We start from the raw sequence: 25,061 nt of genomic DNA, 5'->3' as shown, positions 1-25,061 counted from the left end.
CTCCATCGCAGGGCTAGAAAGATGTACCGTAGATGCGACTTTTATCGCGCGGCTTGATATAAAGCAATATTGAAAATATATGTTTTAGCCGAAAGGAGATCGCCATGCGCCTCACCGTCTATAGCGACTATGCGCTGCGGTTGCTGATGTACGTCGCGGTCAAGGATGGCGACCTGGCCACCATCGCCGAAGTCGCCGAGGCGTACGGGATCTCGAAGAACCATCTCACCAAGGTTGCGCATGAGCTCGGCGTTGCCGGCTATGTGGAGACCGTCCGGGGCAGGGGCGGGGGTCTGCGCCTTGCCCGCCGGCCAGAGCGCATCTCTTTGGGCGACGTGGTGCGCCATACGGAACCGGACATGGCGCTGGTGCCGTGCTTCCCGCCGCTGGACGAGGGCTGCGCCATCGAACGGTGCTGTGTGCTGCGCAAGGCCCTGCACCGAGCGGGCGAGGCTTTCCTAGACGTTCTGGACGGCTACACCTTGGCGGACCTTGCCCGGCCTCGTTCCGCCATCAAGTCGTTGCTCGCCATTCCGGCAGCCCCCTAGCGCCGTCGACGCGTGCGGGCCGGGCGCCAAAACGACTGTCACAAGAGTGCAATGTTTGGAGTCTCTCCTCACACGACGAGAGGAGAACATGTCGCAAACTCAGGCCGCTAAGCCCTCTGCCGTTTCAGTGCCGCCCACGGCTACGGAGCCGCCCTCGGACTGTTGCCCGGGACTGTCTGGGCGTTCCGCTTCAGCGCCGACGGGGCATCGCAGGAGCTTTCCGAGTGCATGTTGCCGCCCGGCGCGCTCGGCCACAGCGGCGACGATGGCTGGCTTTGGGTGCACGTCAACCTGGCCGACGCCCGCGTCGCGCCCTATCTGCGCGCCCATGTCCCCGACCTGCCCAAGGCAGCCCTAGATCTACTGTTGTCCGTCGGCGATCGCCAGCAGCTGCACGCGGACGATGCCTGTGTCTACGGGGTCTTCGCGGATTTGGTCTATCGGCTCGAGGGCCTTTCGGACGAACTCGGGCTCCTGCACTTCGTGGCCACGGAAAAACTTCTGATCACCGGGCGCCGGGACGGCCTGCATTCGATCGAAGCCGTGCGGAAGTCGCTTCGCTCCGGCCAAAACCCGAAGAACCATACGGCCTTGCTCGAGTCGATCTTCATGCAAGTTACGACAGGGGTCGAGGAGAAGTCGGAAGCCATCAGCGATGAGCTGGACTTCATCGAGGAACGGCTCATCGTGGATCTCGAGGACGATATCCCCAAACGGCTGGCCAAATGCCGGCGTCTCGCCGTGCGGCTGCACCGGCTGTTGTCGACGCAACGGTCCGTGATCGGACGGTTCGAGCAGAATGCCTGGCAAACCACGGGCAAAGCCCACGTGCTCAAAACGAGCCATATCGCGCAGCGGCTCGACTGGCTCGATCATGAGATGGTCGCCTTGCGGGACCGCGCGCACCTGCTGCAGGAAGAGGTTTCGCTGCGGATGACCGACCAGACCAACCGCAACCTTCAACTGCTGACAATCGTAACGACGGTGTTTTTGCCCGCCGGCGTGATCTCCTCGATCTTCGGCATGAATGTCGGAGGCTTGCCGTTGGAGCACGACCGCTCGGGCTTCATCGTGACCATGCTGCTGCTTATCGGCGCGTCAGGCCTCGTCTCTACATCTTGAAGCGGCTCGGCATGCTGCGGCGCTAGGCGCCGGCCTTCTTAGCCTTCTTGGCGGCGCGGCGGACCTGGCTGGCGACCGTTTTCGGAAACAGCGCGTTCATGACGAACAGCGCCCGGTAGATCGCCGGCTTCACGACAAACCGCTTCTTTTGCTCTGTGCCTTGGAACAAGGCCTCCGCCGCCTGTTCTGCCGTCAACACGGGCGCGAGCCGGGGACCGAGTTCCGGGATGTTTTCGCGGCTCCCGGGATTGTTCTCGAAATAGGGGGTTTCGACGGCCCCCAGCACGACGATGGTGACGAAAATTCCCGCCGGCTTCAGCTCGCTTTGCAGCGACTCGGCGAATCCGGCGATCGCCCGGCGTGCGGCGATATAGGCGCTCGCGTTGGGCCATGCGAGATAGGAGGCGGGTGAGGTCACGAAGGCGATGCCGCCCGAACCGCGCTCGATCATGGCAGGTGCGAAGGCGCGGGTCAGATTGAAGGCGGCAAGGTAGGGAACGCCGATCATGGCGGCGGCCTCGTCGGGGCCGGTTTCGACAAGGGGGCGCCAGCGGCCGACGCCCGCATTGTTGACGAGAAGGTCTGGCGTTCCGATGTCGCCCGAGATGCGCGCTGCCGCGCCCAGCGTTTCCGCTCTATTTTGCAGATCGACGGCGAGCGCCGTCGCCTTGCCGCCCGCATCGCGCACGTCGCGCGCAGTGCGCTCCAGCCGTTCGGCGTTGCGGGCCAGCAGCACCACATGCGCACCGGCCTGGCCGAAGCGCCGCGCCGTGGCCTCTCCGATGCCGCTGGAAGCGCCGGTCACAACAACGAGCTTGGAGGACATGTCGACCTACCTTCATATTCCTGCGCAGGACGTGCGCTGACGACCAATTCGCTTTAAAAATGGCCTTAGACTGTGGCAGATGGGTAACAGGAAGTGGAGAACCCATTTGCGGTGGGCGCAAGCGGCTGGAATCGGGTGATTGCGGCTCGTACAACTTTCCCATTCTACACGTCCTAAGGAGGCTTCGATGAGGTCGTATTGGCGCGCCGTTGCACTGGCATTCGTGGCGGCTGGGTTCTGCCTGTCTCTTGGCGCGACCGCGCAAGCAGGCTGCGTTGGGTTGTCCGGGACAGCCGATGGTGTCGACAAGAGGACGGCGGTCGCCCGGTCTCAGAACGCCCTCAGAGAAGCTATTGCGGAATTCAAGGCCTCGAAACGCCTTCGCAGCGTTTCCATCTCGCCCATGCGCGCAAAGCCGCAGCCTTACTGGCGCGATTCCGTGTCCCCGAGCCTTTATCAGAAGCCCGATGTGGTCACGTCGCAGGGGCACACCATCTGCTGGTCGGGCGTGGTCTCGCCGACGGTGTGCACGTCCGGCGCCAAGGTCTGCTGGTAGCGGTCAACGTATCCTAAGGAGGCTTCGATGGGGTCGTATCGGCGTGCCTTTGCACTGACAATCGCGGCGATTGGATTCGTCATGGCACAGAGTGGAGGCGCTCAGGCTCGGTGTGCGACCGTGTTTGCCACCGATGACGGACCGTTCAAGTCATTTGCGGTCCAAGCGTCTCTGACGGCTCTGAAAAACGAGATCGAGGCTGTGAAGGCGAAGTGGCGTGTGAGCCAGGTCACGCTCTCGCCGGCGCGGCCAAAGCCCAATCCGTATTGGCGCGGGGAAGTGACGCCGGACCTCTACCAAAAGCCCGATATCATCACATCGACCGCCCACACGACGTGCTGGAGAGGCGTCGTGTCGCCATCGGTCTGCACGTCGGGCGCGAAAGTCTGCTGGTAGCAGCAACCCGACTCTGACGGATCGATTAAGGCTGGGCGCCGCGCTTAGTGCGCGACCACCACGCCTGTCGTCTTCGGCCGGGACATGAAGAAGATCACCGGCACGATGGCTAACGTGCAGATCCCGATGAACCAGAAGATGTCGTCGAATGCGAGCATTTGCGCTTGCCGCGCGATCTCCTGCATCACGGCTGCGCCTGCCTGCGGATCCTGTGGCGTCAGTCCGCGCTCGGTGAGGTAGGGCAGGAGATCGCGGTTATAGGGCGTAATGTGAGCGGTGAGCTCGGCGAAGTGAATGTGCGCCTGGCGCACAAATAGCCAACTCACGATGGCGATGCCGGCCGACCCGCCGATTCCACGCATCAAGGCATAGATTCCCGCCGCCTCGTCGTACTTGGAATTCGGCACGTCCGCGAAGGCAACGGCCGTGAGCGGCACGAAGAAGAGGCCGGTCCCCGCGCCCGCAAGAAGAGTCGGCGCAATGATGGCCCAGGGATCCACCTGAAGGTTGAAAAAGGCCATTGGCAGCGTGCCGGCCGCCGTCAGGATCAGCCCGCCGCCGATGAGCCAGCGCGGGTCGACGAAGCGCATCAACAGACCGCCCGTGATGGCGAGCATGGCGGCGCTCACAAGGCCGCGTGGGATAAACAGCATGCCGGCGAGGTCGGCCGGATAGCCGAGAAGGCGTTGCGTGAGGAGCGGCATGATCGCCATCCAGCCGAACAGGCTGATGCCGAAAAGCGTGATCGCCAGGGTGCCCGCGACGAAGCTGCGGTCCTTCAGGAGCGAAAGATCGATGATGTTGTTCGTCTTGTTCCAGCCGCGCATGAAGAAGGCGACCGTCGTGAAGATGCAGACGATCGTGAGGGTGACGATGACCTTCGAATCGAACCAGTCGCGCATATGCCCCTGGTCCAGCACCAGCTGAAGCGTTCCTACGGCGGCGATGAGGAGGGCGAGCCCCATCCAGTCCGTCGTAATGTCCTTGATGGCCCGCTTAGGCAGATAGCCGACCGAGAGCAGGAGCGCCAGCACCCCGACCGGGATGTTGATGTAGAACACCATGCGCCATGAATAGGTCTCGGTGAGCCAGCCGCCCAAGGAGGGTCCGATGACCGGTGCGACCATGATGCCGAGCCCGAAGATGGCCAGTGCCTGGCCTTGCTTATCGCGCGGGAAGGCATCCATCAGAATGGCCTGGCTGAGCGGCACGAGCGGCGCGCCGAACACGCCCTGGGCCAGCCGGAACACGACCATGCTCTCCAGATTCCAGGACAGTCCGCACAGGACCGAGGAGATGACGAACCCGGTGATCGATCCGAGCAGAAGCCGCCTGCGGCCGAGCCAGTTGGACAGGAAGCCGGTGAGCGGCACCACGACGGCCGCCGCGACGATGTACGAGGTCAAGATCCAGGTGATCTGATCGGGCGTGGCCGCGAACGCGCCGAGCATATGGGGCACGGCGACATTGACGATCGTGATGTCCAGCACTTCCAGAATGGCCGTGAGCACCACGGCGACGACAAGCGCCACGGGAGGTGCGTCCCGATCCCTGGGCGGCGGCGGGGGCGGGGTCTCTTTCGCCGCCGGGGGACGGGCGCCGCCGCCGGCGGTCTTAGCGGCGCGAAGTCTGCCGCCTTGCTTTTTCGCAGGCGACTTATCAGCCGCCTCGACCGGTGCGGACGCTTGCGCGGCTTCTTGGCTCTGAGACTTTGGACTTTGGGATTTGAGAGCTTCCGTCTTCGCCGCCGATCTTTTCGGCGTGCGGCCCGACCGGCGCTGCCCTCCGGCGCTCCGGCCGGCGGTCCCCCCGCGCGGCCGATCGGTCATTGTGTGCCCGCACTCGCGGTATTCTGCGGGGCGTCATCCGCCTGCGCGCCGGTCTTGGCCTGAGCGGCGGTCTTGTCGTCGCCCGTCGTATCGACCGTGACCGTGGCGGTGGCGCCGACGCGCAAGGGCCGCTTCGGATCCGGCTTGCCGTCGATCCTGATCCGCACCGGGAAACGTTGCGTCACCTTCACCCAGTTGCCGGTGGCGTTCTCCGGCGGCAGCACCGAGAAAAGGGCGCCGGAGCCGGTGCTGATGCTCTCAACCGTACCCTCGATGGCGTAGCCGGGATACATGTCCAGCTTGATGGTCGCCGGCTGCCCTTCCGGATGCGCTGGAGATCGGTTTCCTTGAAATTCGCATTGACCCACCAAGGTCCGGACTCGACGAGCGGGAAGGCCGGCATGCCGGCATTCATGACCGCGCCGGGCCGGATGCGCACATCGGAGACCCAGCCGTCACCCGGCGAGAGCACATGGGTCTTCACGCGATCCTCGGTCGCCTTGTCGAGCTGCGCGGCGGCCCCGCGGAGCTTCGCCGTGGGAACGGTGACGACCATGCTCATGTCCTGAGCTTCGCTGAAGGCCTGATGGGCTGTCTGAAAGGCGGTTTCGGCTTCGCGAACCGCGACGAGGGCTTTTGTGACGGCAGGACTGGGCGCTGCATTCGAGGCGCCGTTCGCGCGTTGGGCTTTTTCGGCTGCGCGGTATTTGCCGATTGCATCGACCAGGGCGACGCGCTTGGCTTCCATCTCCGCCGCCGCTTCCTTCAGCGGTTCGCCTTCGGTTCCGGCCGCGTCCGCGGCTGCGTCGAACTGGGCGCGGGCGCGCCGCGCAGGGCGGCGTCATAGGGCACGGGGTCGATGTCGAACAGGGGATCGCCCTTGGAGACTTTCTGGTCGTCCTCGACATAGACTTCAATCACCTGGCCGGCCACAAGCGGCGCTATCCGCACGATATCGGCGCCGGTATAGGCATTGTCGGTGGAGGGGTAGATTTCAGCGTAGCGCCAATAGCCGAATACACCGATGACCGTGATCGCGAACAGGACACCAAGCGCAATCCAGCGCAGCTTGGATCCCCCGTTCTTCGAGGTGTTTTCGGCATCCTCGGAAGTATCTTGTGTTTTTCTGGAACTCTTGGCGGTCTGACTCACGTTCTCGTCCACTCTGTATTGCGCGGCGGCCAATGAAACCCCGCCTCGTCTCGCGCCCGTTATTGGTAAGGAAGCAAGGCATATTCATGGCCAGCCTTAGACCCAGCGGCCTAAGGCCGCAAGTCGTGCGCCGAAACCTTTGGTCTGTGTCCGGCCTATAGGCTGCCGCGGGTGCCCGGCGGACGCGAAAGGCAGGACAGGTCGATCACGATCGCGCTGCCCCCTTTCGAAGTGCGGGCGGTCGGCGTAAGGTGAATCTCGTCCGAGGGGAGCCCCATGTGGGGCTGAGAGTCCGCCAACCTGCGGAGACCCTTAGAACCTGATCCGGCTTGTACCGGCGAAGGGACAGGAGATATTGCGGTGAATACATCGGTCTTTCTGGCGCAGCTCATGGGTCCCGTAATGCTCGTGGCCGCGATCGGCCTTCTGGTCAACCCGGAGGCACAGCGGGACATGGCGCGGCAGTTTCTAGACAGTCCCCCGCTGATCTACGTGACCGGCTTTATGGTGATGACGGCGGGTCTCGCCATTGTGCTCAACCACAATGTGTGGGCCTTCGACTGGCGCCTCATCATCACGCTGTTTGGCTGGATGGCCGTCATCGGCGGCGCCATCCGCATGCTCTGCTTCAGCGCGGTCAAGAAGATCGGCCATGCCATGCTGGACAAACCGCGTGCCGCGATCATCGGCGGCGTGGTCTGGCTGATCATCGGCGCCGTGCTTTGCTACTTTGGATATTTTGCTTGAGGTGAACACATGAACCGTCCCGACTCCATTCGCCATCGCCTCATCAAGTCCCCGCAAGTGACCACCGGTCCGCTGATCGGCAGCCGGAAGGTGCATTCGGCCCCGGAGGCCCACGCGCATGTCCAGGTTCCCTTGCGCGAAATCGCGCTGAGCAACGGTGAGGCGTTCCGGGTCTACGATCCATCTGGGCCGTATACGGACGATGCCGTGAAGATCGATGTGAAGAAGGGGCTGACGCCGGTGCGCGCGGAATGGATTGCCGCCCGCGGCGGCGTCGAGTCCTACGAGGGCCGCGACATCAAGCCGGAGGACAATGGCGGGGTGGGCGACAAGCACCTCGCCGAAGCCTTCAAGGTGACGCGGTCGCCCTTGCGCGGCCTCCCCGGCGCGCCCGTGACTCAGCTGGAGCTCGCCCGGGCCGGCATCGTCACGGACGAGATGGTCTATATCGCCCATCGCGAGAATATCGGCCGCCAACACGCCGCCGAGGAAGCGCAAGCGCGGCTGGAAGACGGCGAGAGCTTCGGCGCCGCCGTGCCGGCCTTCGTCACGCCGGAATTCGTGCGCGACGAGGTGGCACGGGGGCGGGCGATCATCCCCGCCAATATCAATCACCCCGAGAGCGAGCCGATGATCATCGGCCGCAACTTCCTCACCAAGATCAACGCCAATATCGGCAACTCCGCCGTGACGTCGTCGGTCGAGGAAGAGGTGGAGAAGATGGTGTGGGCCATCCGCTGGGGTGCGGATACGGTCATGGATCTGTCCACGGGCCGCAATATCCACACCACGCGCGAATGGATCATCCGCAACGCGCCGGTGCCGATCGGCACGGTGCCGATCTATCAGGCGCTGGAGAAGGTGGACGGCGACCCCGTCAAGCTCGACTGGGAGGTCTACAAGGACACGCTGATCGAGCAATGCGAGCAGGGGGTGGACTACTTCACCATCCATGCGGGCGTGCGGCTCGGTTATATCCACCTCACGGCGGACCGTATCACCGGCATCGTCTCCCGCGGTGGTTCGATCATGGCCAAGTGGTGTCTCGCCCATCACAAGGAGAGCTTCCTCTACGAGCGCTTCGAGGACATTTGCGAGATCATGCGCAAATACGACGTGTCCTTCAGCCTCGGCGACGGGCTTCGTCCGGGCTCCATTGCGGACGCCAATGACGCTGCGCAGTTCGCCGAACTGGAAACGCTCGGTGAACTGACGAAGATCGCCTGGGACCGCGGCTGCCAGGTCATGATCGAAGGGCCGGGGCATGTGCCCATGCATAAGATCAAGGTGAACGTGGAGAAGCAGCTGCGCGAATGCGGCGAGGCGCCGTTCTATACGCTCGGGCCGCTCGTGACCGATATCGCACCCGCCTACGACCACATCACGTCTGCGATTGGCGCAGGGATGATCGGCTGGTTCGGCACGGCCATGCTTTGCTACGTGACGCCCAAGGAGCATCTCGGCCTGCCCGACCGGGACGACGTGAAGGACGGCGTGATGGCCTACAAGATTGCCGCGCACGCCGCCGATCTCGCCAAGGGGCACCCGGCGGCGCAGGCCCGCGACGACGCCATCTCGACGGCGCGGTTCGAGTTCCGCTGGGAGGACCAGTTCAACCTCTCGCTTGATCCCGACACGGCGCGGCAATTCCACGACGCGACCCTGCCGAAGGAGGCGCACAAGCTCGCCCATTTCTGCTCCATGTGCGGGCCGAAATTCTGCTCCATGGAGATCACGCAGCAAGTGCGCGACTACGCCGCCAAGCTGAACGATGCCGGCGGCATTGGCGATTTGGCTGCCGGCACGGGACCGTCCACGACGCCCGGCGAGCATCCGCTTACGGACGAAGAGCGCCGCAAAGGCATGGATGAGATGAGCGAGAAGTTCCGCGAGATGGGCTCCGAGGTCTATGTGGACCAGAACGATCCGCCGCGGCGCTGACCGATGACGGTGCCGCCGGAATATCTGCGTGCGTCCAAGGATTTCGAGGCGCTGCTTGTCGACGTGCGCGACACCTGCATGCTCAGCTCCGTGAACCAGGCCTATCACACGCTCCGCGCCGTGCTGCATGTCTTCCGCGATCATGTGAGCGTCGCGGACGCGCTGACCTTCGCCGGCGTGCTGCCGGCGGTGCCGCGCGCGATCTTCGTGGAAGGTTGGCGGCCGTCGGGTACGCCTGCGCCGTTCCCGTCGCGCGCTGCGTTGACCCGAGAGGTCAAGGCGATCCGGCCCGACCACAATCTGGCGCCGCCATCCGCGATCTCCGACGTGTCCGCCGCGCTCCGGCGCGCGATCGAGCCGTCGGCGTTCGAGCGGGTCCTGTCGAGCTTGCCCCCAGCCGCCAGCGCGTTCTGGGCGGTGGAGAAGGGCACGGCTCGCGGGACGGGCGGGCAGGTTTACATCGAGGGAGCCCAGGAATGACCGATCACGACGAGATCGCGGCGGCGGCGGACGGATTCTACGCGGCGCTCAATGCCATGTTCGAGGGCGATGCAGATCCCATGCTTACGGTTTGGTCGCATGCGGACGACATCACCTATATGGGGCCGGACGGCGGCTATCAGCACGGCTGGCCCGCGATCCGTGCCGAGTGGGAGATGCAGGCGGCGAAGAAGCTTGGCGGCCGTGTGGAGCCCGCAGATATGCGCATCACCGTGATTGGCGATCTCGCCGTCACGCACAATTACGAGAAGGGCGAGAACATCAACACGGGCGATGCGCCCGGCACCGTGTCGATCCGGGCCACCAACGTCTTCCGCAAAGAGAACGGCGCCTGGAAGATGATCGGCCACCACACGGACATGCTGCCGTTCTTGCGGTAGGGCGCGGTTTGGCGGCAAGCGAGCCCCTCCGCAATGGGCGGAACATCGCTATGGAGAAGGGCAACAGACTCCACCTCACAGGTGGATCAGCGAGCGTGCACCTTGAGGAGAATGGCATAGTTCAAGCACTTCATGAGGTGATGGAGGCGATGGATCTCTCGAAACAGAGCAAGCATCCGCCTCATGTAGTCTATCAATTGGATCTCTGATTTGGCCTCGCGTTCCATGCCTTCCATCTTTGGATAGTAGGTGATTGTTTGAGCAACCTCGTCATATTCGATTTTGTTATGTGCAATAGCGTTTCGGAGTCTGTTGTCGTGCGCTATGGGGTCTACGGTGAACCAACAGTCGTCGAGAAAATCGGGCTTGCGCGCTAGCGGCAGATTGGCAAATGCATCCAAGTCTTTCGGGGCGAAGTCTTTGCCGTTGGGAGCTAGGTAGGCGCCTTTGAGGAACGAATTGTGGTCGCCTCTGTGGATCAGATTGTTGATCCCAGCCACCAGCACTAATAGACGGCTCAGAAGCTCAGCCATGTCCTTGTACACCTCACGATACCCTTCGAATTCGTTCGTGCTTACACGCATTGGTATCTGCCCCTCGACGTAGGTGGGATCAAAATCGAGCAGCATGGCGGGCCGCAACGGCATTTCGGCTAGGAATACTGGCTCATAAATCCTAAGGCAGTCGCGTTGGCTATTGTCGAGAAAGCTCGATTCCACTAGGCGATCGAGGAACGCAAGCGTTGCGTCGCGCTTATTTTCAATAAGATCGACTAGGAGAGAGGAATATTGGTTCACGATTGCCGCGCTGTTTGCCGGAAACGTGAATGGCAGAACGTGAGCGTCGAGAATGGTGTAGAGGGCGCTATTCAAATCCTCCAGCTTTTTGGAAGCAGGAGGCACTTTGAAGGTCTTTCTTGCTAGCTCTCGAAACGGACCATAATGGCCTTTGAGGAACATGCCGATCAGCTTGCTGACCTTTTTGTAATTCTTGTACTGCTCGTTCAGAATGTCCAGGCGCCTGCTGTGACGTTGGACGCTCTCAACTCCAAACTGCCTTGTTGCACGCAAGTAGGGTGTTTCGCCCATAACATATGGTTCGAAACTTACCGGAAAGTCGAGATGAAGGTCCGCAAAATCCATGTCATTTTCGAAGGGCTCGGTCTGAACTTGAACCGCACCCCTCAGCGTCATCTCGACATGGTCGAAGAAGTTGAACTGTAGGTTTCCTTTAAGAATTTGAGCGAGGGCTAGGTTGTCTAGCCCTTGCTTTGTGCGAAGCCGAAAATCCAGTTCGAGCGTCGAACCGCAGCCTCGGCACGTTATGCGTAAGGGCTGAAATTCGCGATTGCTCATGCCGACGCGCAGGTTGATCTTGCGTTCGCATTCGGCGCACTGAATGGTGAGAAGGTGATTCATCGAGCCTTCGGCGTTAACAGGCGAGTGCCGCTAGTCGAGAATTAGCCGTCTAGGTTACAATTACTGTGATTCGGTACGGAGCGACATGCTGTGGATGAGCACACGAGAAAGCATCTTGGTAGCGTACTAGCTCGCAGTTAGAGACCAGGAAACGTGCGGAAGCTGACCAAGAGGCTGTCGCGCGGCAGCCGTTGACGAGCGAGAAGCAAGAAAGGAGATCGCCTTGTCGCTCTGGGCTAAGGCTGTTCCTCAAATCTTGGATGCACTGCACAAGCTTAACAATGAGCTCAAACCTGCCGAACTGCGACTAGAGATCATGCCTCAGGAGCGTGACGTCAGTCCCGCCATCTCTCAAACCGAGATACGACTCTTCGAAAGCGGACAACAAACGGACTGTAGGTTAGTTCTGAATGTGAATGTGTTTGGTCATGTGCGGCCGGTTGCACTTATTCCTCATTCTGCCCAAAACCCGGCAGCTGGTTTTGAGCTCGAAGACGCCGACGAGGATGTGTACCTCGGCCTCTTGGTAGACTTTCTCGACAAGATCGAATCCTGGCGATCATCGCAGGTTTCGTGATGCGCTGCATTGATACCGTCGCTCCAATGGTTGATGCACTTTATCCCCCTCCCCAAAATCTGCCGTACACTGTGTGTATCCCTCGTTCGAAGAGGACGCGAGCTGCAGACCGTCTGCTCTCGGGGCGGGGGACGCGGCGCCTGAGGAAGGTGCGGTAAAGATGGGCTAACCCCCCGGACCCCCGCATCATGAGCAACGGAACGGCCTCAGGGGTCCCTTACCTCCCGCCTTGGGCGTAGTTATCCAAGGTCCCACCATGCGGGCGCGCCTTTCTTTCGAAGGGCTCATACCGAACGGCAGGAGATAAGCGGAGATGGGGGCTGCAATATCGCTGCGGCGTCGAGGGTCGCTTCGCGACATGCGAGGCAAACTCCAAACGCCATGCGGGGCGCCGGAAGGCTGCCCAACAAAACCAAACGGACGGCGGCGACCAGCGCCCCGCAGTCCCTTCGGGACGAAGTCCCCGCTTCGCGGGTCTGATTTAGGAGACGTAGAGAGACTGTTTCGCAGTCCGGGTGCATCCACGCGCCGGGGCGCTTTAGCGTGCGCCTTTGACTTCGGACTCGTCATGCCCGCGCACGCGGGCATCCAGTAAACACCGCCCGTCGTGATCCGGTACGTCAGGGGTTACTGGATCGCCAGGTCAAGCCGGGCGATGACAAAAAGGAGTGTAGTGTTTTCGCATGCCTTTTCGGCTGTCATGCCCGCCCGCGATCAAGCAGCCGCTAGGCGGTAGCGCACTAAAATAGGCGTTGGCGTACACACTCTGACTCGTCACCCCCGGGCTTATCCCGGGGGTCCACTCGGGAGTCAGCAGTCTGGGCGAGGCCCAAATGGATTGCCGGAACAAGTCCGGCAATGACGAAGGAATAGAATGCGAGCGTTGAAAACCCATCGCACCCTAACTCAACGCGAGCCGAGCCATCGCGCACTACCCATCCCGCATCAACCCAATTCGCCCTAACCCATGGCAACGCGGGCGGGGCCTTTTCCGTGCTTGGCGCGGTCCCGGTAGAGGGTCCACAGTGCGAAGGCGATCCAGCCGCCGCTGAACACAACGCCGCCGAGGAGAACGAGTTCACCGGGAATGGGGCCGAGGCTCGCGCGCTCGACGAGCTCCGAAGAGCTTGTGACCGGTGTCGGGTCGATGGCGATCTTGCCGTAATAGGCGATGGTCTGAATGCCGAGGATCCAGATGTAGTTGCGGCGCAGGCGCCGCCCGATGGCGCGCGCAAAGGTGATGTGATGATGCGGCTCGCGATAGTCGCGGGCGAGCACTTCACGCCAACCGGCGGCCGGCGTCATGTGGTCCCGGTCCAGCATGGGCGCATAGAAATTGTTCTCCATCCAGCGCGCGCGGGCGCGCCAGACGTTGAAGTAGCGATAGCGCCGCGCTTCGAAGATCAGGAAGACGACGCACAGAATGCCGGCGAGCAGGAGGGGCAGCGGCGAGGCCTCGCGGCTGGAGAAGGTGATCGAGAGCGCGATGCCGAGCGTGACCACGGCCCAATTCGTCGTGTTGTCGAGACGGGTCCGCCAGATCGTGCTGCGGTACACTTCGCCGCGATACAGATGCGCGATTGCGCCGACCGATGCCCCGTCGAACTCGTACGGGAGCGAAATTGACCTGGGTGCTTCCATGCCCTGACCTGCGTCGTCTTCTTGACTCAGCATACCGCCTTTTTTGGCCTGCGGTCACCCTGGGCGGCCAGGTGAGTGCGGGAGGCTGCATGGCATATGTGGCCGGCCAGCCCACCAACTGACCTCGGCGATGAGGTGGCGGGCGCAACCAATCGTGCCGCCGCGCGTTGTATTACGACGCACAAGGACTAAAAACCGCGCTTTTGCGGCAGTTTCCTGAAAGCCGCGATGGGCACCGTTGCCTTGCGGCCCTTGAGCCAAAAGAAGAAGGAGCAACAGACAATGATGATGAGGAAAACGTTCCGTGCATTGGTACTCAGCGCCATGCTGCCCTTCGCTGCCTTCGCAGCAACGTCCGCGAGTGCGGAGGACGATCCAAGTGCAGCGAAAGGCGCCCTCAAAGGAGGTGTGATCGGCGGCGCGGTCGCGCCGTCACGGGTGGCGGGGCGGCCACAGGGGCCGCTGTCGGCGCAGCCGCCGGCGCAACGGCCGGCGCCATCAAGAAGAACAAGGACGAAGACGAGAAGGATACGAAGGACGAGTAGGGGCTCAGGTTCTTGGATGCCCCCGCCGGTCCTTGCCTTGAAAGCCCCGTTTCCCTGAGCGGGGCTTTCTCTTTTTGCAGAAGCGACGGAAGCGTTCGTTCCTGGCGCTCGGCGGATAAGAGGGCCTCAGCCTGTTCCCGCAGGCTAGCCTTACGTCCGGCGTCTACCCCGTCCCCGCGCGCCGCCGCATGAAGGGCGCGGCGACGTTGAGCAAATAGGCCAGCATGGCGTAGTCGGGCGACCACAGACTCACAAGCATGGACAGCACGGCCGAGGCGATGAGGAGGCCGAACTCGATGCGTCCGTCGCTCGCATCGTCGCGGCCGCTGTCGCGCTTGGCGGCACGCGAGATGAGGATGCCCGTCACGGCCAGCAGGATCATGTTGGCGCCGTAGAGCCACACGGCCCCGGCCACGTTGTAGCGGCTCACCGCAAGCATCGAGAAGGGCAGCACCGTCACCCACAGCAGATGAAACAGCGTCGCCCGCGTATAGGCCGGCCCCGCCATGTCCGGTTCGCTGGTCTGCCGCGCCCGCCCGGACCAGAACGCGACGAGCACGAGGAAGGTGATCAGATAGGCGATGAACGTATCGCTCAGACCTGCGAGCCCTTGCAGGAACGCCTGCGTCGTCTTCGGGTCGAAGTCGTCGGGAAGCTCGATATTGAGCACGAGGAGCGTCAGCGCGAACGCGAATACCGCATCGGTCAGCGCCTCGAGCCGGCGTGTCGGGATGAAATCGGTCGCGCGCCACGTCATGTTTGACAATCTCCCCCGTCTGCGCCCCGCTACGGTTGCCGCGTTGCCAAGGCTGTCCGCTATCCTCGGGCCGAAAGCTCGATTCGGTCAACCGTTCCGGCGTGACGCTGCGTCCGGTGCTGTCGCAGAAGCTTCAAACGGAAGGTCCTCAATCTGCCTTGGTGCCGCTTCCCGTCCTGACTTAGACTTGCGATCATTGGTTGCGCGCGTCGCGTATCGATCGAGATGGATTGGAGGCTTTGCATGCGCCCATTGCCAATCGGGCTGAACGCGACGGCGGCCGCTGTCACTTTGGTGGGTCTGTCGCTGACGGGGCTTGGCGCGGTGCCGGGGCCTGCGTCCGCGGAGACCACCACGGTTCCCGATCACCTGCCCTTGAGGGAGACGCCGCCCGACACGGTCGAGCTCGGCCACATGCTCTATAATGACCTGAATATCTCGGCGGACCGCAATACGGGCTGCGTGACCTGTCATGCCCATTCCGCCGGGTTCGCCGATCCGCGCAGCGACGCGGACCCCAAGGGCATGCCCGTCTCGCCGGGCTCGCTGCCGGGCAAATATGGCACCCGGAACGCGCAGACCTCGGCCTATGCGACGTTCAGCCCGCCCTTCCATTGGAGCGAGGCGGATGGCTCGTATGTAGGCGGACAGTTTTGGGACGGGCGGGCGGACTCGCTAGCCGATCAGGCTGTCGGCCCTCCGCTCAATCCGCTCGAGATGGCAATGGCCGACAAAAAGGCTGTTCTGTCGCGGCTCGCGGAGAACCCCGTCTACCTGGAGGCGTTTCGCCGGCTCTATGGTGTGGATCTCAAATGGAACCAGATCGATCTGGTCTATCCGAAATTCGGCCTCGCCATCGCGGCCTTCGAGCCGACCGACGAGTTCGCCGAGTTCAACTCGAAATACGACCTCTATGTCGCGGGCCAGGCCGAACTGACTGAACAGGAGAAGCTCGGCCTCGATCTTTTCAACGGCAAAGCTATGTGCGCCAACTGCCACATCAGCAAGCCGCCCGAGAATTATCCGTATGCTCTGTTTACGGACTTCACCTACGACAATCTGGGCCTTCCGGTGAACCCGCGGATTGCCGAGCTGCAGGGTGTCGATGAGCTTCCGCCCGATCTCGGTCTCGGCGGACGCCCGGACATTGCCGCTGAGCATCCGGACGGCTCGCAAGAAGGCAAGTTCAAGGTTTCGACGCTCCGCAATATCGAGCTGACCGCGCCGTATGGGCATAACGGTGTGTTCGCGACGCTTGAACAGATCGTCCACTTCTACAACACGCGCGACACGCTGGGAGAGGTGCCGGATGCGTCCGACCCCGCTTCGGCGTGACCGGTTGGCCGAAGCCGGAAGTGCCCGAGACGGTCAACAAGGCCGAGCTTGGAAATCTCGGTCTGACGGAAGACGAGGAGGCGGCCATCGTTGCCTTTCTAAAGACGCTGACCGACGACAGTCTCGACAACGATCCGGTGCTTGAATCCGAGGCCCCGCTGCGGCGCTAAGTCCGCGCCTGGCTTACGGGCCGCGTGTGGCCCCGCACCAAAGACGACAAAGGCGCTTGGCTTGCCGCCAAACGCCTTTGAAGCCGCCCTACGGGTGTGGGGTGCTAGTTCTTCTGACAGGCCGGATCGTCCGGATTGTTCTGGCACGGGCACCAGGATCCTTCGGCCTTCTGACAGTTGTTGCCGATGGCCATTTTCTGCTTTTCGCCGCCGGCCCACTCTGCCTCGTCGATGCTGTTGTTCGTGTCCTTGTCCATCGTGCGGAAGGTCGGGTTCATGGTCGGGTCGCCGACCTTCGACTCGCAAGAGTTCCACTCGGCGTGGCTCACCGTGCCGCTGCCGTCGGTATCGCAGGTCTTGAAACCGTCGGACCAGTTGGCGGCGAGGGCGGGCGTTCCCGCAAGCATGATGACCGCGACGAGCGCGGCCCAGAATTTAGACATTGCAAATTCTCCCTAGTGATGCGTGACTTAGCACTTCTCATTCAGGCCACAGCAGAAGCGCGCCTTGGCCCCGCCGCGATTTTTTGCGGCCTTATAACGGGGGCCCTGTTTGGACGCTTTATCAAGGGCAAGACTTCCAAATACGGCGTGGGACACTATCCGAACCGGATATGGGATTGATCCGGCGGCTTCGGCGACGTGCAAAGCCGAGCCGCGACCTTGGCGTATTTTTCACGCCGCACACTATGCTGCACACTGATCGAACGGTGCCTTGAGGTTCAGAATGCGCGCAATCGTCATCGACAAATCTGAGAACGGGACAACCGCCAAGCTGGGGGAATTCCCGGAAGACGCGCTCATGGACGGCGACGTCACGGTCCGGGTGACCCATTCCACGGTCAACTACAAGGACGGGTTGGCGATCACCGGCAAGGCGCCGGTCGTGCGGCGTTTTCCCATGATCGGCGGGATAGATTTCTCCGGCATTGTGGAAGTCTCCTGCCATCCTGACTTCAAGCCCGGCGACGAGGTCGTCTTGAACGGTTGGGGGCTGGGGGAGACCCACCTTGGCGGCTACGCGGAGCTGACGCGGGTGAACGGCGATTGGCTCGTGCCTTTGCCACAAGGTCTTTCACGGGCCCAAGCGATGGCGATCGGTACGGCCGGCTACACGGCGATGCTGTGTGTGCTGGCCCTCGAACGGCATGGCATGACGCCGGACCAGGGAGATGCCCTCGTCACAGGTGCGGCCGGCGGGGTTGGTTCGGTGGCGATCTCGCTTCTGGCGGGACGTGGCTGGCGAGTGATCGCCTCGACGGGGCGCGCCGAGGAGGCCGACTATTTGATGTCGCTCGGGGCGAGCGAGATTTTGGATCGCGCCGAGCTTGGCGGGCGCGCAAGGCCGCTCGGGAAAGAGCGTTGGGCTGTTGGCGTCGACACCGTTGGCTCGACCACGCTGGCTAATGCCCTCGCCATGACGCGCTATGGCGGTGCGATCGCCGCTTGCGGTCTTGCCGGCGGCATGGACCTGCCCGCCACGGTCATGCCCTTTATCTTGCGGGGCGTGTCGCTGCTCGGCATCGACTCGGTTTATGCGCCGAAGGAGCGGCGCATCGAGGCTTGGGCCCGGCTGGCAAAGGACCTCGATCTCGACAAGCTCGCGTCGATGACCCGAACAATCGCTTGTGATGAGGTTATTCCGGCGGCGCACGATATCCTGGCTGGTAAGGTCCGCGGCCGCTTGGTCGTCGAGATTTGATCGGAGTCCGGACGAACGAGACTCCGGGAACGAGCGAGGAAACGCAGATGAGCGACTTGAAACTGACCTATTTCGATTTTCACGGGGGACGCGGCGAGCCCGCGCGGCTCGCACTCGCAATGGGCGGGGTTCCCTTCCACGACGACCGCGTGCCGATGGCGGACTGGCCCGAGCGGAAGGCCGCGACGCCCTTCGGCGCGCTGCCGGTGCTGGTGGCCGACGGTAAGGTCCTGACGCAGTCGAACGCGATCAACCGCTATGTTGGCAAGCTGACGGGACTTTATCCGTCCGACTTCTGGCAAGCGGCGCTGTGCGACGAGACCATGGATGCCGTGGAGGACCTCCTGAATGTGATCGTGCCGACGATGTTCATGCCGGACGACGAGAAGAAGGCGCGGCGCGAGGAACTGGTCGAGGGCATGTTCCCGCTTTATCTCAAGCGGCTGAACCAGAACCTGGCCGACCATGGGGGGCGGTATTTCGCAGACGACCGCCTCACCATTGCCGATCTCAAAGTGGCGATGCTGATCCGGCAAATGACGTCGGGCATCATGGACCACGTTCCGACCGACCTAGTTGAGAAGGTCGCGCCGGGACTCATCGAGCACTTCCAGCGGGTCATGAAAGACCCATCGATCAAGGCCTACTACGCGAAGAAGGGCGTGGAAGTTTGATCGGCCGCGTCTAGGCCGCCGCCTTCTCGTGCAGGTGTTTCGACACGCAAGCCACGTGGCGGTGATCCGTGCCGCAACAGCCGCCGACCACGCGCAGGCCCGGTAAGCGTTTGGCGAGCGCCACATGGAGCAGGCCGAACTCTTCGGGATCGCCGTCGTCGAGTTCCTCTGCCTCGTCGATCTCGGCATGGCTCAGCCGCGATGCGTTGGCCCGGACGCCGCCGATGCGCCCGACCCAGGACGCATCGGTCTGGACGGCCTCGGCAAAGTGATCCGGATGGGCGCAGTTCACCATGTAGTAGAGGGGTCCGTTGCCGGTGGCCGCGTCGACCTTGGCGACGGCCTCGCCCAACGACTCGCCTGAGGGCAGATGTCCGTCGGTCTCGACTGTAAAGGATATCCGGGGCAGTCCGAACTCTGCCCCGCATTGCGTAATGCCGATGGCCTCGCTCGTATGGGGCATGGTGACGGCCGAGACCATGTCGACGCCGGCCCGAGCCAGACATTCGATTTGCGGTCGGTGCAGATCGCGCGCCGCCTCCGGCGACAACTGCGTATCGGCGGCATAGCCGTCGCCGGCGGGGCCGATGACGCCGTTGAGCAGGATCGGCGCAACCCGAGACTGCCATGCCGCGCGGATGTCCTTGGCGAAGGAGACGGCGTCGGCGGTCAGCCGCAACATATCGGTTGCGGACTTGCCGAGAGCCGGTCCCCAGTGCCCGCCGCCGCGCCAGGTATTGGTGTCGAGGACGAAACCGGTGCCGGCGCGTTCCGCCATCGACAAGAAGCCGTCGAAGTAGCTGCGCATCGCGGCGCGTGCGGCTTCATCATCCATCAGGACAATGGCCGCGAACTCCGGTGCTTCGAAGCCCTTCTGAAAAAATAGCCACGTCTCGAAACCGCCATCGGTCAGGAAAAGTCGGTCGGTCCTAAGCAGCGCCTCAACATTGGCCATCGTGCGTCTCCTCGTCGTGTCGAAGTTGAGTCACGGTATTTAGACCTTGGCGGCGGTGGAACAAGGCGACTTGCGGTGCGGAAAGAGGTTTCAATTTTACGCCGCAATTTCAATGCTGTGCAGGTTCATTCCGGCAGACGCCGCCAATGACGTACGGAAAAACCGTACCGGTGGTACTGTACCCCCAGTCAGGTTTTTGGAAGGGCAGGGCGTGGCGCGCGGGGAAGACACACGGAAGAAGATTCTCGACGTGGCGCAGGACGCCATCCTGACGAAAGGGTTCGATGCCACGTCGATCGACGAGATCGTAGCCAGCGCTGAGCTGACCAAGAGCGGCTTCTTTTATCACTTCCGGGACAAGAACGCGCTGGCGTCTGCCTTGATCGAGCGCCACATCGCGGTCGAGGATCAACTCTTCGACGATGTGTTCGCACGCGCAAGGGATCTTGCCGACGATCCGCTGCAGGTGGCTTTGATTGCGCTCAAACTGCTGGCCGAACTGATCGAGGATATGCCGAACGGGCATCCCGGATGCATCGTGGCGACGGCCGTCTATCAAGACAGGCTCTTCAACGCGGATGTCCGCGAAGCCAACCGCCGCGCGGTCCTCGGCTGGCGCGGGAGGTTCCGGAAGATGTTCGATGCGATCCTCGCGGTCTACCCGCCGCACGACGATGTCGAACCGGACGATCTCGCCGACATGGTCAGCTCCGTGATCGAGGGGGGCATCGTGATGTCGCGCGCTGTTTCCGAGCCATCGATCACGGCGCGGCAGATCATGCTCCTGCGGTCATACGTGAAGCTGCTGTTTTCGCCCCGGCTCAAGTAGCAGGCTCGGTCCGGTCCAGGCGGGGCATGGCCCACACCAGCATACCCACCACAAAGAGAAAGCCGAGCACGCCGCCGAGATAGACGTTCATCGTGCCGCCCGGCGCAATGAAGCCCGACTGGCCGAACACGGTGATGGTCTCGATTGCTTGCTCGATGCCGAAGATCGCGCTGAGCCAGGCGAGCCAGCGGGGGACGACGGGGTCGGCGCCGATTCCGAGGGTCGCGATAGGCGCGGCCATGGCGACCATCGAGGCGTTGACGACCGGTCCCCAAAACTGGGTGATGTCGAACAGCACGCGCGCGGTTCCCGCATCGAGGTCCTGTGGATGGAAGGCCAGGCCCGCCCAAAACCAGGCTTGCACCTGCGCCGTGATTGCGAAACCCAAGGCACCGCCAAGGAAGATGTAGCGATGGGGCCGCGGCAAGGCGCTTGCGATAAGCCCACCAAAAATGGTGAAGCCCATCGACACGAGCGCCGACAGCCAGGCATAGGTCCGCGCCCGCGCGCCGTTTTCCGTGAGCCATGCGACGATCTCTTGCCCGCTTGTCTCGATCGTCGGACGGTCGTTGCCGAGGGCGACGAAACTCACGACATAGAGCGTGCCCGTCGCGATCGTTGTCAGAAGTAAGAGGTGAGATGGCTTCATTGGCTGCTTGTCCCCCCACAGCGCCAACGAGTATGGCCTACCCGCTTGTCAGCCGGAAGACCGTGTCCTCGCGACACTGCCCTGCGCGCAGCCCGCGCTCGCTGCGGGCTAGCGCAATACGCCGTGGGGCACGGCGGAGTGGGGAAGGGCGGACATCATGGGACAGCCAAGCGTCTTGCGGAAAGCCTCGATGAGGTCCTGACGGTTGTCGGCCGTGATGTAGTAGCCGCCGGTTTCCTCGGCGAGACATTTCGTTTGGAGGTAGCTCTGCGCGCCGGTCCAGCGAAAACTCCTGAGCTGATAGCCGATGACGTGAACTGTGAGATGTTCGCTTTTCTGCTTGAGCAGCTTGCCGAGTTCGCAAGGATCGCCGCCACACGTCTCCTCACCATCGGTGAGTAGGACAATCGTCCCCGGCGCCGATACATGTTCGAAAATCCTCGCTGCAGCGACCACCGCATTGACGAGCGGCGTTTTACCGGCGGGGTTGATCTCGTTGACGATGCCGAGAATGTGCTGGCTGGCATTCGGCTCGGGCGGAAAGTTCAGCCGCACATTGCAGTGCTGGTAGGGCCCGGGGCCGTAGGTAATAAGGCCCACCCTCCGAAACCGCGTGACGTCTGGAAGAACCTGCGCCAGCGCGGCGCGGACCTCGCCGATGCGGGACTTGTCGCTGAACAGTCCCTGGACCGTGTTGCCGGCCATGGAGCCCGACGCATCGAAGACGATCATCGCGTCCTCGGTGCAATAGGGACGGTCTTGGTCGTCGAACGGCACCTCTTGTGCCAGGGAACTGCCGGTCACCGCCAGGTGCATGGCAAGAACGGTCAGCAGCGCGAGGGCCGCATGGCATAGGCGTCGTGACGGCATCGTTGCTCCGGAAGCATCAGCCTGAGTGCTTCAGTATAGCGGAAGCCGCGAACGGGTGTCAGATCCGAGCGGGCGATCACGGAAACCTGATCACGGAGCGCATGTTCGGTCACACCAGGACCCGGACTGTTCGTTATGGGTTGAACCAACCTGATGTGAAGCTGTGTTCGAGGAGGTCCAGATGTTTCGTCCTGATCTGCGATTTGGTATCGCCCCTGCCGTCGCATTGGCTGCGGCGCTCGCGGTCGCACATCCGGAAAGCACGTTTGCTGCCGGCGGCATCGTCGATATCCAGGAATGGAACGTGCCTTACGACGGGCGCCCGCGCGATCCGTTCGCCGCCGGTGAGGACGAGATCTGGTTCGTCGGGCAGGCGAACGGCTATTTGGGGCGTCTCACCCCTTCGAGCGGTGACTTCTTCCGGCGCGATCTCGGCGAAGGGGCCGGTCCGCATAATCTGATTGTCGATGCCGACGGCATCGTTTGGTTCGCGGGCAATCGCAATGCTTATGTCGGCCGCTACGATCCGAAGACCGATACGATCGAGCGGATCGAGATGCCCGATCCGAAGGCCAAGGATCCCCATACGCTGGTGTTCGATGCGGACGGGAGCCACATCTGGTTCACGGTTCAGCATGGAAACTTTGTCGGCCGTTTGCGGCTCGCCGACCGGAAGGTGGATCTGATCCCGGTTCCGACCACGGGCGCGCGTCCCTACGGCATCAAGATCGCACCCGATGGAACGCCTTGGATCGCGCTCTTCGCGACCAACAAGCTGGCGTTGATCGACCCGGAATCGCTGAGCCTGACCGAGTACGACATTCCGGACGCCGCAGCGCAGCCGCGCCGGCTCGAGATCACGGACGATGGCCGGGTCTGGTACTCGGACTATGTGCGCGGGAAGCTTGGCCGCTTCGATCCCAAGACCAAGGCGTTCGCGGAATGGGACCTTCCCGCCGGCGACAAGAGCCTGCCCTACGGTACGGCACTCGACAGCGCGGGTCGTGTTTGGGTCGCCGAAACGGGGCCGCAGCCCAATCAGATCGTGGCGTTTGACACGGGGGCGGAGGAGATCGTATCGGTCACGCCTGTTCCCTCCGGCGGCGGCACGGTGCGCCACATGATGTACGATCCCAAGACGGACGTGATCTGGTTCGGAGCCGACAGCGGCACGATCGGCAAGGTGCAGGCCGCGAAGCCAAATGAGGAGGCGGCCGGTGAGTGACCGGCCAAGTCGGACAGAGCAGCTCGCCTAGGGCGCGTTTGGCAGGTCGATCCTCTTGCCGGTCAGGGTGATGAGGATCTTGCTCGGCGCCGTCGAGAGAGCGTCGGCGCTTTGGGCCTCGGCGTTCAGGGGCAAGAACGCCAGCACCGCATTGAGGGTCATGGTCTCCGTCTCCGGCACGTAGGTACCGGTTGCATCGATCCGCGCAATCTGTCCTGTGTCGCCTTCGGCGTTTGCATAGGTGAAGTCCAGGGTGGTGACGGTGAGGCGCACGGTGCCGTCGTCGTCAACGCCGTCGCAGCGCCACGAGCCGGCACTGTTGCCGAAGGGGCGTGTGTCCATCGCCGCCGACTCCTCGTCGGAATCGAACCGCAGGGCATGACCGCCGTTCGTCAGCACGAGCAGACTGCGGCTCGTGCCGGCGCGGCCGTTGTTGTCCAGTTCATTGGTGGTGAGAAAGGTGCCCACGGCCTTGCTGCATGCTCCTTCCACCTCGGCCGACGCAGGCAGAGGTAGCGCCACGGTTGCGCAGAAACATGCGGCGGAGATGTACTTGGCGATGCCGATGGCCCTCATAGTCACGATTCCCGACTCTGGTTTCCGTATGCGGAATTCTATCGCAGAGAGGTGCGACGCCCAAGTGACCGGAGAAGTGACCAGGCAAGTGACCGGCTTGAGCAAGCTGGGCGTCGATTTCAAGATGAGTTCTTGCGCAGACCGATCCGGCGCATGTGGCGCCGGAATTCTAGAGGCGACAGTCCCGTGCTCCGGCGGAAGGCGCGTGTGAAGTTGGCATGCTCCGAATAGCCGAGTGACAAGGCAGCCTCGGTGACCGTGACGTCGGTTTGCGCCAGCAGGTCCCGCGCGCGGCGCAGGCGAACCCGTTCCGCCAGGTCGCGGTAGCTGTAGCCTTCCTGGTTGAGATAGCGCTGAAGGGTTCGCACGCTGATACCGGCCATGGCGGATGTCCCTTCGATGTCCGTCTTGCCGTCCATGAGTCGAAGCACGGCGATCGCGAAGATGGACCGCATGGGCTCATCGGTAACCCGCAAAGAATCCGCGATCTCGACATCGAGGGCAGTTATCGGCTTGCCAATTCGATAGGGCCGCTTCGTCGACAGCAAGTTGGCGGGAATGGCGATGCCGACCACGGGCCGCGAGAATCGGATGGGCGCGGGCATCAGCGCCTCGATGACCCCGGCGTCCGCATCTTGCGGGTAGTCGAGTTCAATCCACGATGGGGCCCAGGCCTTGCCCAGATACAGACGCAGAACGTTCAGGATCGGCGGGATGGTATAGTCGGAATGCTGCTTGTGGCCGTTGCGTGGTTGACTTCGTTCATAGCGCAAGACCGCGCTGGACCCTTGGCGGACGACACCGAGGTGTGCCCCGCTTTGGTGAAAGTGCAATGTGGTGCTGACGCGCTGCAGCGCTTCGGACAATGTTGCCCCTTGTGCGCAATACTGAAGCCACAGACCGAAGGACTGATGCTGCAGCCGTTGGCCGACGCGAAAACCGAAATCCCGCCGGCCTGTCGCTCTGGCCGCTCGTTCGAAAGCAGCGACAAGTGCGCTCGTAGGAACGAACAAGTCGGTGTGTTCAGTAATGACGAGGGGCAGGTTCTCTTCGTGGAAAGCCCCCTGCAGCGCCCGTTCGCTCGCCCACTCGACAAGCAGATCCCGCAACGGAGCCAAACTCGTCGCACGCGTCAGCGGTG

General features: G+C 62.7%; 29 protein-coding genes and 1 riboswitch. Of the genes, 16 read left to right on the top strand and 13 right to left on the bottom strand.

Annotation, left to right across the window (positions count from 1 at the left end; translation table 11 throughout):
- Positions 1–104 precede the first annotated feature (104 nt).
- Both AUC70_RS01425 and AUC70_RS01420 read left to right on the top strand, forming a co-directional pair.
- A complete protein-coding gene (locus tag AUC70_RS01425; protein ID WP_069443244.1) occupies positions 105–548 on the top strand; it encodes an RrF2 family transcriptional regulator in 444 nt (147 codons plus the stop codon).
- Between the two features lie 228 nt (positions 549–776).
- Positions 777–1,670 carry a CorA family divalent cation transporter gene (locus AUC70_RS01420; protein ID WP_141701888.1) on the top strand — a complete coding sequence of 298 codons (894 nt, stop codon included), beginning with the start codon at positions 777–779 and terminating at the stop codon, positions 1,668–1,670.
- A gap of 22 nt (positions 1,671–1,692) precedes the next feature.
- Here AUC70_RS01420 and AUC70_RS01415 read toward each other — a convergent pair whose 3' ends face one another.
- Positions 1,693–2,496 carry an SDR family NAD(P)-dependent oxidoreductase gene (locus AUC70_RS01415; protein WP_069443243.1) on the bottom strand — a complete coding sequence of 268 codons (804 nt, stop codon included), beginning with the start codon at positions 2,494–2,496 and terminating at the stop codon, positions 1,693–1,695.
- Between the two features lie 187 nt (positions 2,497–2,683).
- On the opposite strand from AUC70_RS01415, the gene AUC70_RS01410 reads away from it, so the two are divergent.
- Both AUC70_RS01410 and AUC70_RS01405 read left to right on the top strand, forming a co-directional pair.
- On the top strand, positions 2,684–3,052 hold the full coding sequence (locus tag AUC70_RS01410) for a hypothetical protein (RefSeq protein WP_069443242.1): 369 nt from the start codon (positions 2,684–2,686) through the stop codon (positions 3,050–3,052).
- Between the two features lie 27 nt (positions 3,053–3,079).
- The gene (locus AUC70_RS01405) at positions 3,080–3,448 is read left to right on the top strand and encodes a hypothetical protein (protein WP_141701887.1); all 369 of its coding nucleotides are present in this window, start codon (positions 3,080–3,082) and stop codon (positions 3,446–3,448) included.
- Between the two features lie 44 nt (positions 3,449–3,492).
- On the opposite strand, the gene AUC70_RS01400 is transcribed toward AUC70_RS01405, so the two are convergent.
- Together AUC70_RS01400 and AUC70_RS01395 are read right to left on the bottom strand one after the other, a co-directional pair.
- A complete protein-coding gene (locus AUC70_RS01400) occupies positions 3,493–4,980 on the bottom strand; it encodes a DHA2 family efflux MFS transporter permease subunit (RefSeq protein ID WP_069443289.1) in 1,488 nt (495 codons plus the stop codon).
- A gap of 293 nt (positions 4,981–5,273) precedes the next feature.
- On the bottom strand, positions 5,274–5,570 hold the full coding sequence (locus tag AUC70_RS01395; RefSeq protein WP_083241139.1) for an HlyD family secretion protein: 297 nt from the start codon (positions 5,568–5,570) through the stop codon (positions 5,274–5,276).
- Positions 5,571–5,624: 54 nt separating this feature from the next.
- Between AUC70_RS01395 and AUC70_RS17680 the strand changes: the two genes are divergently transcribed.
- The gene (locus AUC70_RS17680) at positions 5,625–5,846 is read left to right on the top strand and encodes a hypothetical protein (protein WP_244505453.1); all 222 of its coding nucleotides are present in this window, start codon (positions 5,625–5,627) and stop codon (positions 5,844–5,846) included.
- A gap of 196 nt (positions 5,847–6,042) precedes the next feature.
- On the opposite strand, the gene AUC70_RS01385 is transcribed toward AUC70_RS17680, so the two are convergent.
- The gene (locus tag AUC70_RS01385) at positions 6,043–6,429 is read right to left on the bottom strand and encodes an HlyD family secretion protein (RefSeq protein ID WP_206599287.1); all 387 of its coding nucleotides are present in this window, start codon (positions 6,427–6,429) and stop codon (positions 6,043–6,045) included.
- Positions 6,430–6,684: 255 nt separating this feature from the next.
- A riboswitch (TPP riboswitch) is annotated at positions 6,685–6,793 on the top strand.
- Here AUC70_RS01385 and AUC70_RS01380 point away from each other — a divergent pair.
- From AUC70_RS01380 to AUC70_RS01365, 4 genes are all read left to right on the top strand, one after another.
- Positions 6,790–7,176, top strand: a complete 387-nt coding sequence (locus AUC70_RS01380) for a hypothetical protein (protein WP_069443288.1) — start codon at positions 6,790–6,792, stop codon at positions 7,174–7,176. (Overlaps the previous riboswitch by 4 nt.)
- A 9-nt stretch (positions 7,177–7,185) precedes the next feature.
- On the top strand, positions 7,186–9,117 hold the full coding sequence (gene thiC, locus AUC70_RS01375) for a phosphomethylpyrimidine synthase ThiC (RefSeq protein WP_069443237.1): 1,932 nt from the start codon (positions 7,186–7,188) through the stop codon (positions 9,115–9,117).
- A 3-nt stretch (positions 9,118–9,120) separates the two neighbouring features.
- Positions 9,121–9,597, top strand: a complete 477-nt coding sequence (locus AUC70_RS01370) for a DUF2267 domain-containing protein (protein WP_069443236.1) — start codon at positions 9,121–9,123, stop codon at positions 9,595–9,597.
- Positions 9,594–9,998, top strand: coding sequence for a YybH family protein (locus AUC70_RS01365; protein ID WP_069443235.1), 405 nt, complete (start codon positions 9,594–9,596; stop codon positions 9,996–9,998). Before AUC70_RS01370 ends, AUC70_RS01365 begins: the two co-directional genes overlap by 4 nt.
- Positions 9,999–10,084: 86 nt before the next feature.
- Here the strand turns inward: AUC70_RS01365 and AUC70_RS01360 are convergent, their stop codons facing one another.
- The gene (locus AUC70_RS01360; protein WP_069443234.1) at positions 10,085–11,416 is read right to left on the bottom strand and encodes a hypothetical protein; all 1,332 of its coding nucleotides are present in this window, start codon (positions 11,414–11,416) and stop codon (positions 10,085–10,087) included.
- Positions 11,417–11,639: 223 nt separating this feature from the next.
- On the opposite strand from AUC70_RS01360, the gene AUC70_RS01355 reads away from it, so the two are divergent.
- Positions 11,640–11,993, top strand: a complete 354-nt coding sequence (locus AUC70_RS01355) for a hypothetical protein (protein WP_069443233.1) — start codon at positions 11,640–11,642, stop codon at positions 11,991–11,993.
- 960 nt (positions 11,994–12,953) lie between these two features.
- Here the strand turns inward: AUC70_RS01355 and AUC70_RS01350 are convergent.
- Together AUC70_RS01350 and AUC70_RS01345 are read right to left on the bottom strand one after the other, a co-directional pair.
- The gene (locus tag AUC70_RS01350) at positions 12,954–13,667 is read right to left on the bottom strand and encodes a DUF2270 domain-containing protein (protein WP_083241136.1); all 714 of its coding nucleotides are present in this window, start codon (positions 13,665–13,667) and stop codon (positions 12,954–12,956) included.
- 675 nt (positions 13,668–14,342) lie between these two features.
- Positions 14,343–14,936 carry a TMEM175 family protein gene (locus tag AUC70_RS01345; RefSeq protein WP_069443232.1) on the bottom strand — a complete coding sequence of 198 codons (594 nt, stop codon included), beginning with the start codon at positions 14,934–14,936 and terminating at the stop codon, positions 14,343–14,345.
- A 243-nt stretch (positions 14,937–15,179) separates the two neighbouring features.
- Here AUC70_RS01345 and AUC70_RS15920 point away from each other — a divergent pair, with 243 nt between their 5' ends.
- Together AUC70_RS15920 and AUC70_RS16955 are read left to right on the top strand one after the other, a co-directional pair.
- Positions 15,180–16,271 (top strand): cytochrome-c peroxidase, encoded by a 1,092-nt coding sequence (locus AUC70_RS15920; RefSeq protein WP_158007323.1) that lies wholly within the window; start codon positions 15,180–15,182, stop codon positions 16,269–16,271.
- On the top strand, positions 16,268–16,441 hold the full coding sequence (locus AUC70_RS16955; protein WP_158007322.1) for a hypothetical protein: 174 nt from the start codon (positions 16,268–16,270) through the stop codon (positions 16,439–16,441). Before AUC70_RS15920 ends, AUC70_RS16955 begins: the two co-directional genes overlap by 4 nt.
- Before the next feature lie 104 nt (positions 16,442–16,545).
- On the opposite strand, the gene AUC70_RS01335 is transcribed toward AUC70_RS16955, so the two are convergent.
- Complete coding sequence (locus AUC70_RS01335) at positions 16,546–16,884, bottom strand: EF-hand domain-containing protein (protein ID WP_069443231.1); 339 nt, start codon at positions 16,882–16,884, stop codon at positions 16,546–16,548.
- A gap of 283 nt (positions 16,885–17,167) precedes the next feature.
- Between AUC70_RS01335 and acuI the strand changes: the two genes are divergently transcribed.
- Both acuI and AUC70_RS01325 read left to right on the top strand, forming a co-directional pair.
- Positions 17,168–18,142, top strand: coding sequence for an acrylyl-CoA reductase (NADPH) (gene acuI / locus AUC70_RS01330; protein ID WP_069443230.1), 975 nt, complete (start codon positions 17,168–17,170; stop codon positions 18,140–18,142).
- 47 nt (positions 18,143–18,189) lie between these two features.
- On the top strand, positions 18,190–18,816 hold the full coding sequence (locus AUC70_RS01325) for a glutathione S-transferase (protein WP_069443286.1): 627 nt from the start codon (positions 18,190–18,192) through the stop codon (positions 18,814–18,816).
- A 10-nt stretch (positions 18,817–18,826) separates the two neighbouring features.
- On the opposite strand, the gene AUC70_RS01320 is transcribed toward AUC70_RS01325, so the two are convergent.
- The gene (locus AUC70_RS01320) at positions 18,827–19,771 is read right to left on the bottom strand and encodes a homocysteine S-methyltransferase family protein (protein WP_069443229.1); all 945 of its coding nucleotides are present in this window, start codon (positions 19,769–19,771) and stop codon (positions 18,827–18,829) included.
- 211 nt (positions 19,772–19,982) lie between these two features.
- On the opposite strand from AUC70_RS01320, the gene AUC70_RS01315 reads away from it, so the two are divergent.
- On the top strand, positions 19,983–20,600 hold the full coding sequence (locus AUC70_RS01315; RefSeq protein WP_069443228.1) for a TetR/AcrR family transcriptional regulator: 618 nt from the start codon (positions 19,983–19,985) through the stop codon (positions 20,598–20,600).
- Here AUC70_RS01315 and AUC70_RS01310 read toward each other — a convergent pair.
- Both AUC70_RS01310 and AUC70_RS01305 read right to left on the bottom strand, forming a co-directional pair.
- On the bottom strand, positions 20,593–21,249 hold the full coding sequence (locus AUC70_RS01310; protein WP_069443227.1) for a hypothetical protein: 657 nt from the start codon (positions 21,247–21,249) through the stop codon (positions 20,593–20,595). The two genes, AUC70_RS01315 and AUC70_RS01310, sit on opposite strands and share 8 nt — an antisense overlap.
- Before the next feature lie 108 nt (positions 21,250–21,357).
- On the bottom strand, positions 21,358–22,119 hold the full coding sequence (locus AUC70_RS01305; RefSeq protein WP_083241135.1) for a vWA domain-containing protein: 762 nt from the start codon (positions 22,117–22,119) through the stop codon (positions 21,358–21,360).
- 181 nt (positions 22,120–22,300) lie between these two features.
- Here AUC70_RS01305 and AUC70_RS01300 point away from each other — a divergent pair, with 181 nt between their 5' ends.
- Entirely contained in the window at positions 22,301–23,344 is a 1,044-nt protein-coding gene (locus AUC70_RS01300; RefSeq protein ID WP_069443284.1) for a Vgb family protein, read from the top strand.
- Between the two features lie 27 nt (positions 23,345–23,371).
- Here AUC70_RS01300 and AUC70_RS01295 read toward each other — a convergent pair whose 3' ends face one another.
- Entirely contained in the window at positions 23,372–23,926 is a 555-nt protein-coding gene (locus AUC70_RS01295) for a hypothetical protein (RefSeq protein ID WP_141701885.1), read from the bottom strand.
- Between the two features lie 113 nt (positions 23,927–24,039).
- Positions 24,040–25,029, bottom strand: a complete 990-nt coding sequence (locus AUC70_RS01290) for a helix-turn-helix domain-containing protein (RefSeq protein ID WP_158007321.1) — start codon at positions 25,027–25,029, stop codon at positions 24,040–24,042.
- Positions 25,030–25,061: the final 32 nt, after the last annotated feature.

It is taken from the genome of Methyloceanibacter stevinii (genome assembly GCF_001723355.1).
Classification (GTDB): domain Bacteria; phylum Pseudomonadota; class Alphaproteobacteria; order Rhizobiales; family Methyloligellaceae; genus Methyloceanibacter; species Methyloceanibacter stevinii.
Note: the sequence above shows the minus strand (reverse complement) of the source record. Positions and strands in the feature narration are given on the sequence as shown.

What these genes read in the sequence shown, in the direction of transcription:
- AUC70_RS01425 (WP_069443244.1), top strand. Translation starts at nt 105, where the DNA reads ATGCGCCTCACCGTCTATAGCGACTATGCGCTGCGGTTGCTGATGTAC.
- AUC70_RS01420 (WP_141701888.1), top strand. Translation starts at nt 777, where the DNA reads ATGTTGCCGCCCGGCGCGCTCGGCCACAGCGGCGACGATGGCTGGCTT.
- AUC70_RS01415 (WP_069443243.1), bottom strand. Translation starts at nt 2,496, where the DNA reads ATGTCCTCCAAGCTCGTTGTTGTGACCGGCGCTTCCAGCGGCATCGGA.
- AUC70_RS01410 (WP_069443242.1), top strand. Translation starts at nt 2,684, where the DNA reads ATGAGGTCGTATTGGCGCGCCGTTGCACTGGCATTCGTGGCGGCTGGG.
- AUC70_RS01405 (WP_141701887.1), top strand. Translation starts at nt 3,080, where the DNA reads ATGGGGTCGTATCGGCGTGCCTTTGCACTGACAATCGCGGCGATTGGA.
- AUC70_RS01395 (WP_083241139.1), bottom strand. Translation starts at nt 5,570, where the DNA reads ATGTATCCCGGCTACGCCATCGAGGGTACGGTTGAGAGCATCAGCACC.
- thiC (WP_069443237.1), top strand. Translation starts at nt 7,186, where the DNA reads ATGAACCGTCCCGACTCCATTCGCCATCGCCTCATCAAGTCCCCGCAA.
- AUC70_RS01370 (WP_069443236.1), top strand. Translation starts at nt 9,121, where the DNA reads ATGACGGTGCCGCCGGAATATCTGCGTGCGTCCAAGGATTTCGAGGCG.
- AUC70_RS01365 (WP_069443235.1), top strand. Translation starts at nt 9,594, where the DNA reads ATGACCGATCACGACGAGATCGCGGCGGCGGCGGACGGATTCTACGCG.
- AUC70_RS01360 (WP_069443234.1), bottom strand. Translation starts at nt 11,416, where the DNA reads ATGAATCACCTTCTCACCATTCAGTGCGCCGAATGCGAACGCAAGATC.
- AUC70_RS01350 (WP_083241136.1), bottom strand. Translation starts at nt 13,667, where the DNA reads ATGCTGAGTCAAGAAGACGACGCAGGTCAGGGCATGGAAGCACCCAGG.
- AUC70_RS01345 (WP_069443232.1), bottom strand. Translation starts at nt 14,936, where the DNA reads ATGACGTGGCGCGCGACCGATTTCATCCCGACACGCCGGCTCGAGGCG.
- AUC70_RS15920 (WP_158007323.1), top strand. Translation starts at nt 15,180, where the DNA reads ATGCGCCCATTGCCAATCGGGCTGAACGCGACGGCGGCCGCTGTCACT.
- AUC70_RS01335 (WP_069443231.1), bottom strand. Translation starts at nt 16,884, where the DNA reads ATGTCTAAATTCTGGGCCGCGCTCGTCGCGGTCATCATGCTTGCGGGA.
- acuI (WP_069443230.1), top strand. Translation starts at nt 17,168, where the DNA reads ATGCGCGCAATCGTCATCGACAAATCTGAGAACGGGACAACCGCCAAG.
- AUC70_RS01325 (WP_069443286.1), top strand. Translation starts at nt 18,190, where the DNA reads ATGAGCGACTTGAAACTGACCTATTTCGATTTTCACGGGGGACGCGGC.
- AUC70_RS01320 (WP_069443229.1), bottom strand. Translation starts at nt 19,771, where the DNA reads ATGGCCAATGTTGAGGCGCTGCTTAGGACCGACCGACTTTTCCTGACC.
- AUC70_RS01310 (WP_069443227.1), bottom strand. Translation starts at nt 21,249, where the DNA reads ATGAAGCCATCTCACCTCTTACTTCTGACAACGATCGCGACGGGCACG.
- AUC70_RS01305 (WP_083241135.1), bottom strand. Translation starts at nt 22,119, where the DNA reads ATGCCGTCACGACGCCTATGCCATGCGGCCCTCGCGCTGCTGACCGTT.
- AUC70_RS01300 (WP_069443284.1), top strand. Translation starts at nt 22,301, where the DNA reads ATGTTTCGTCCTGATCTGCGATTTGGTATCGCCCCTGCCGTCGCATTG.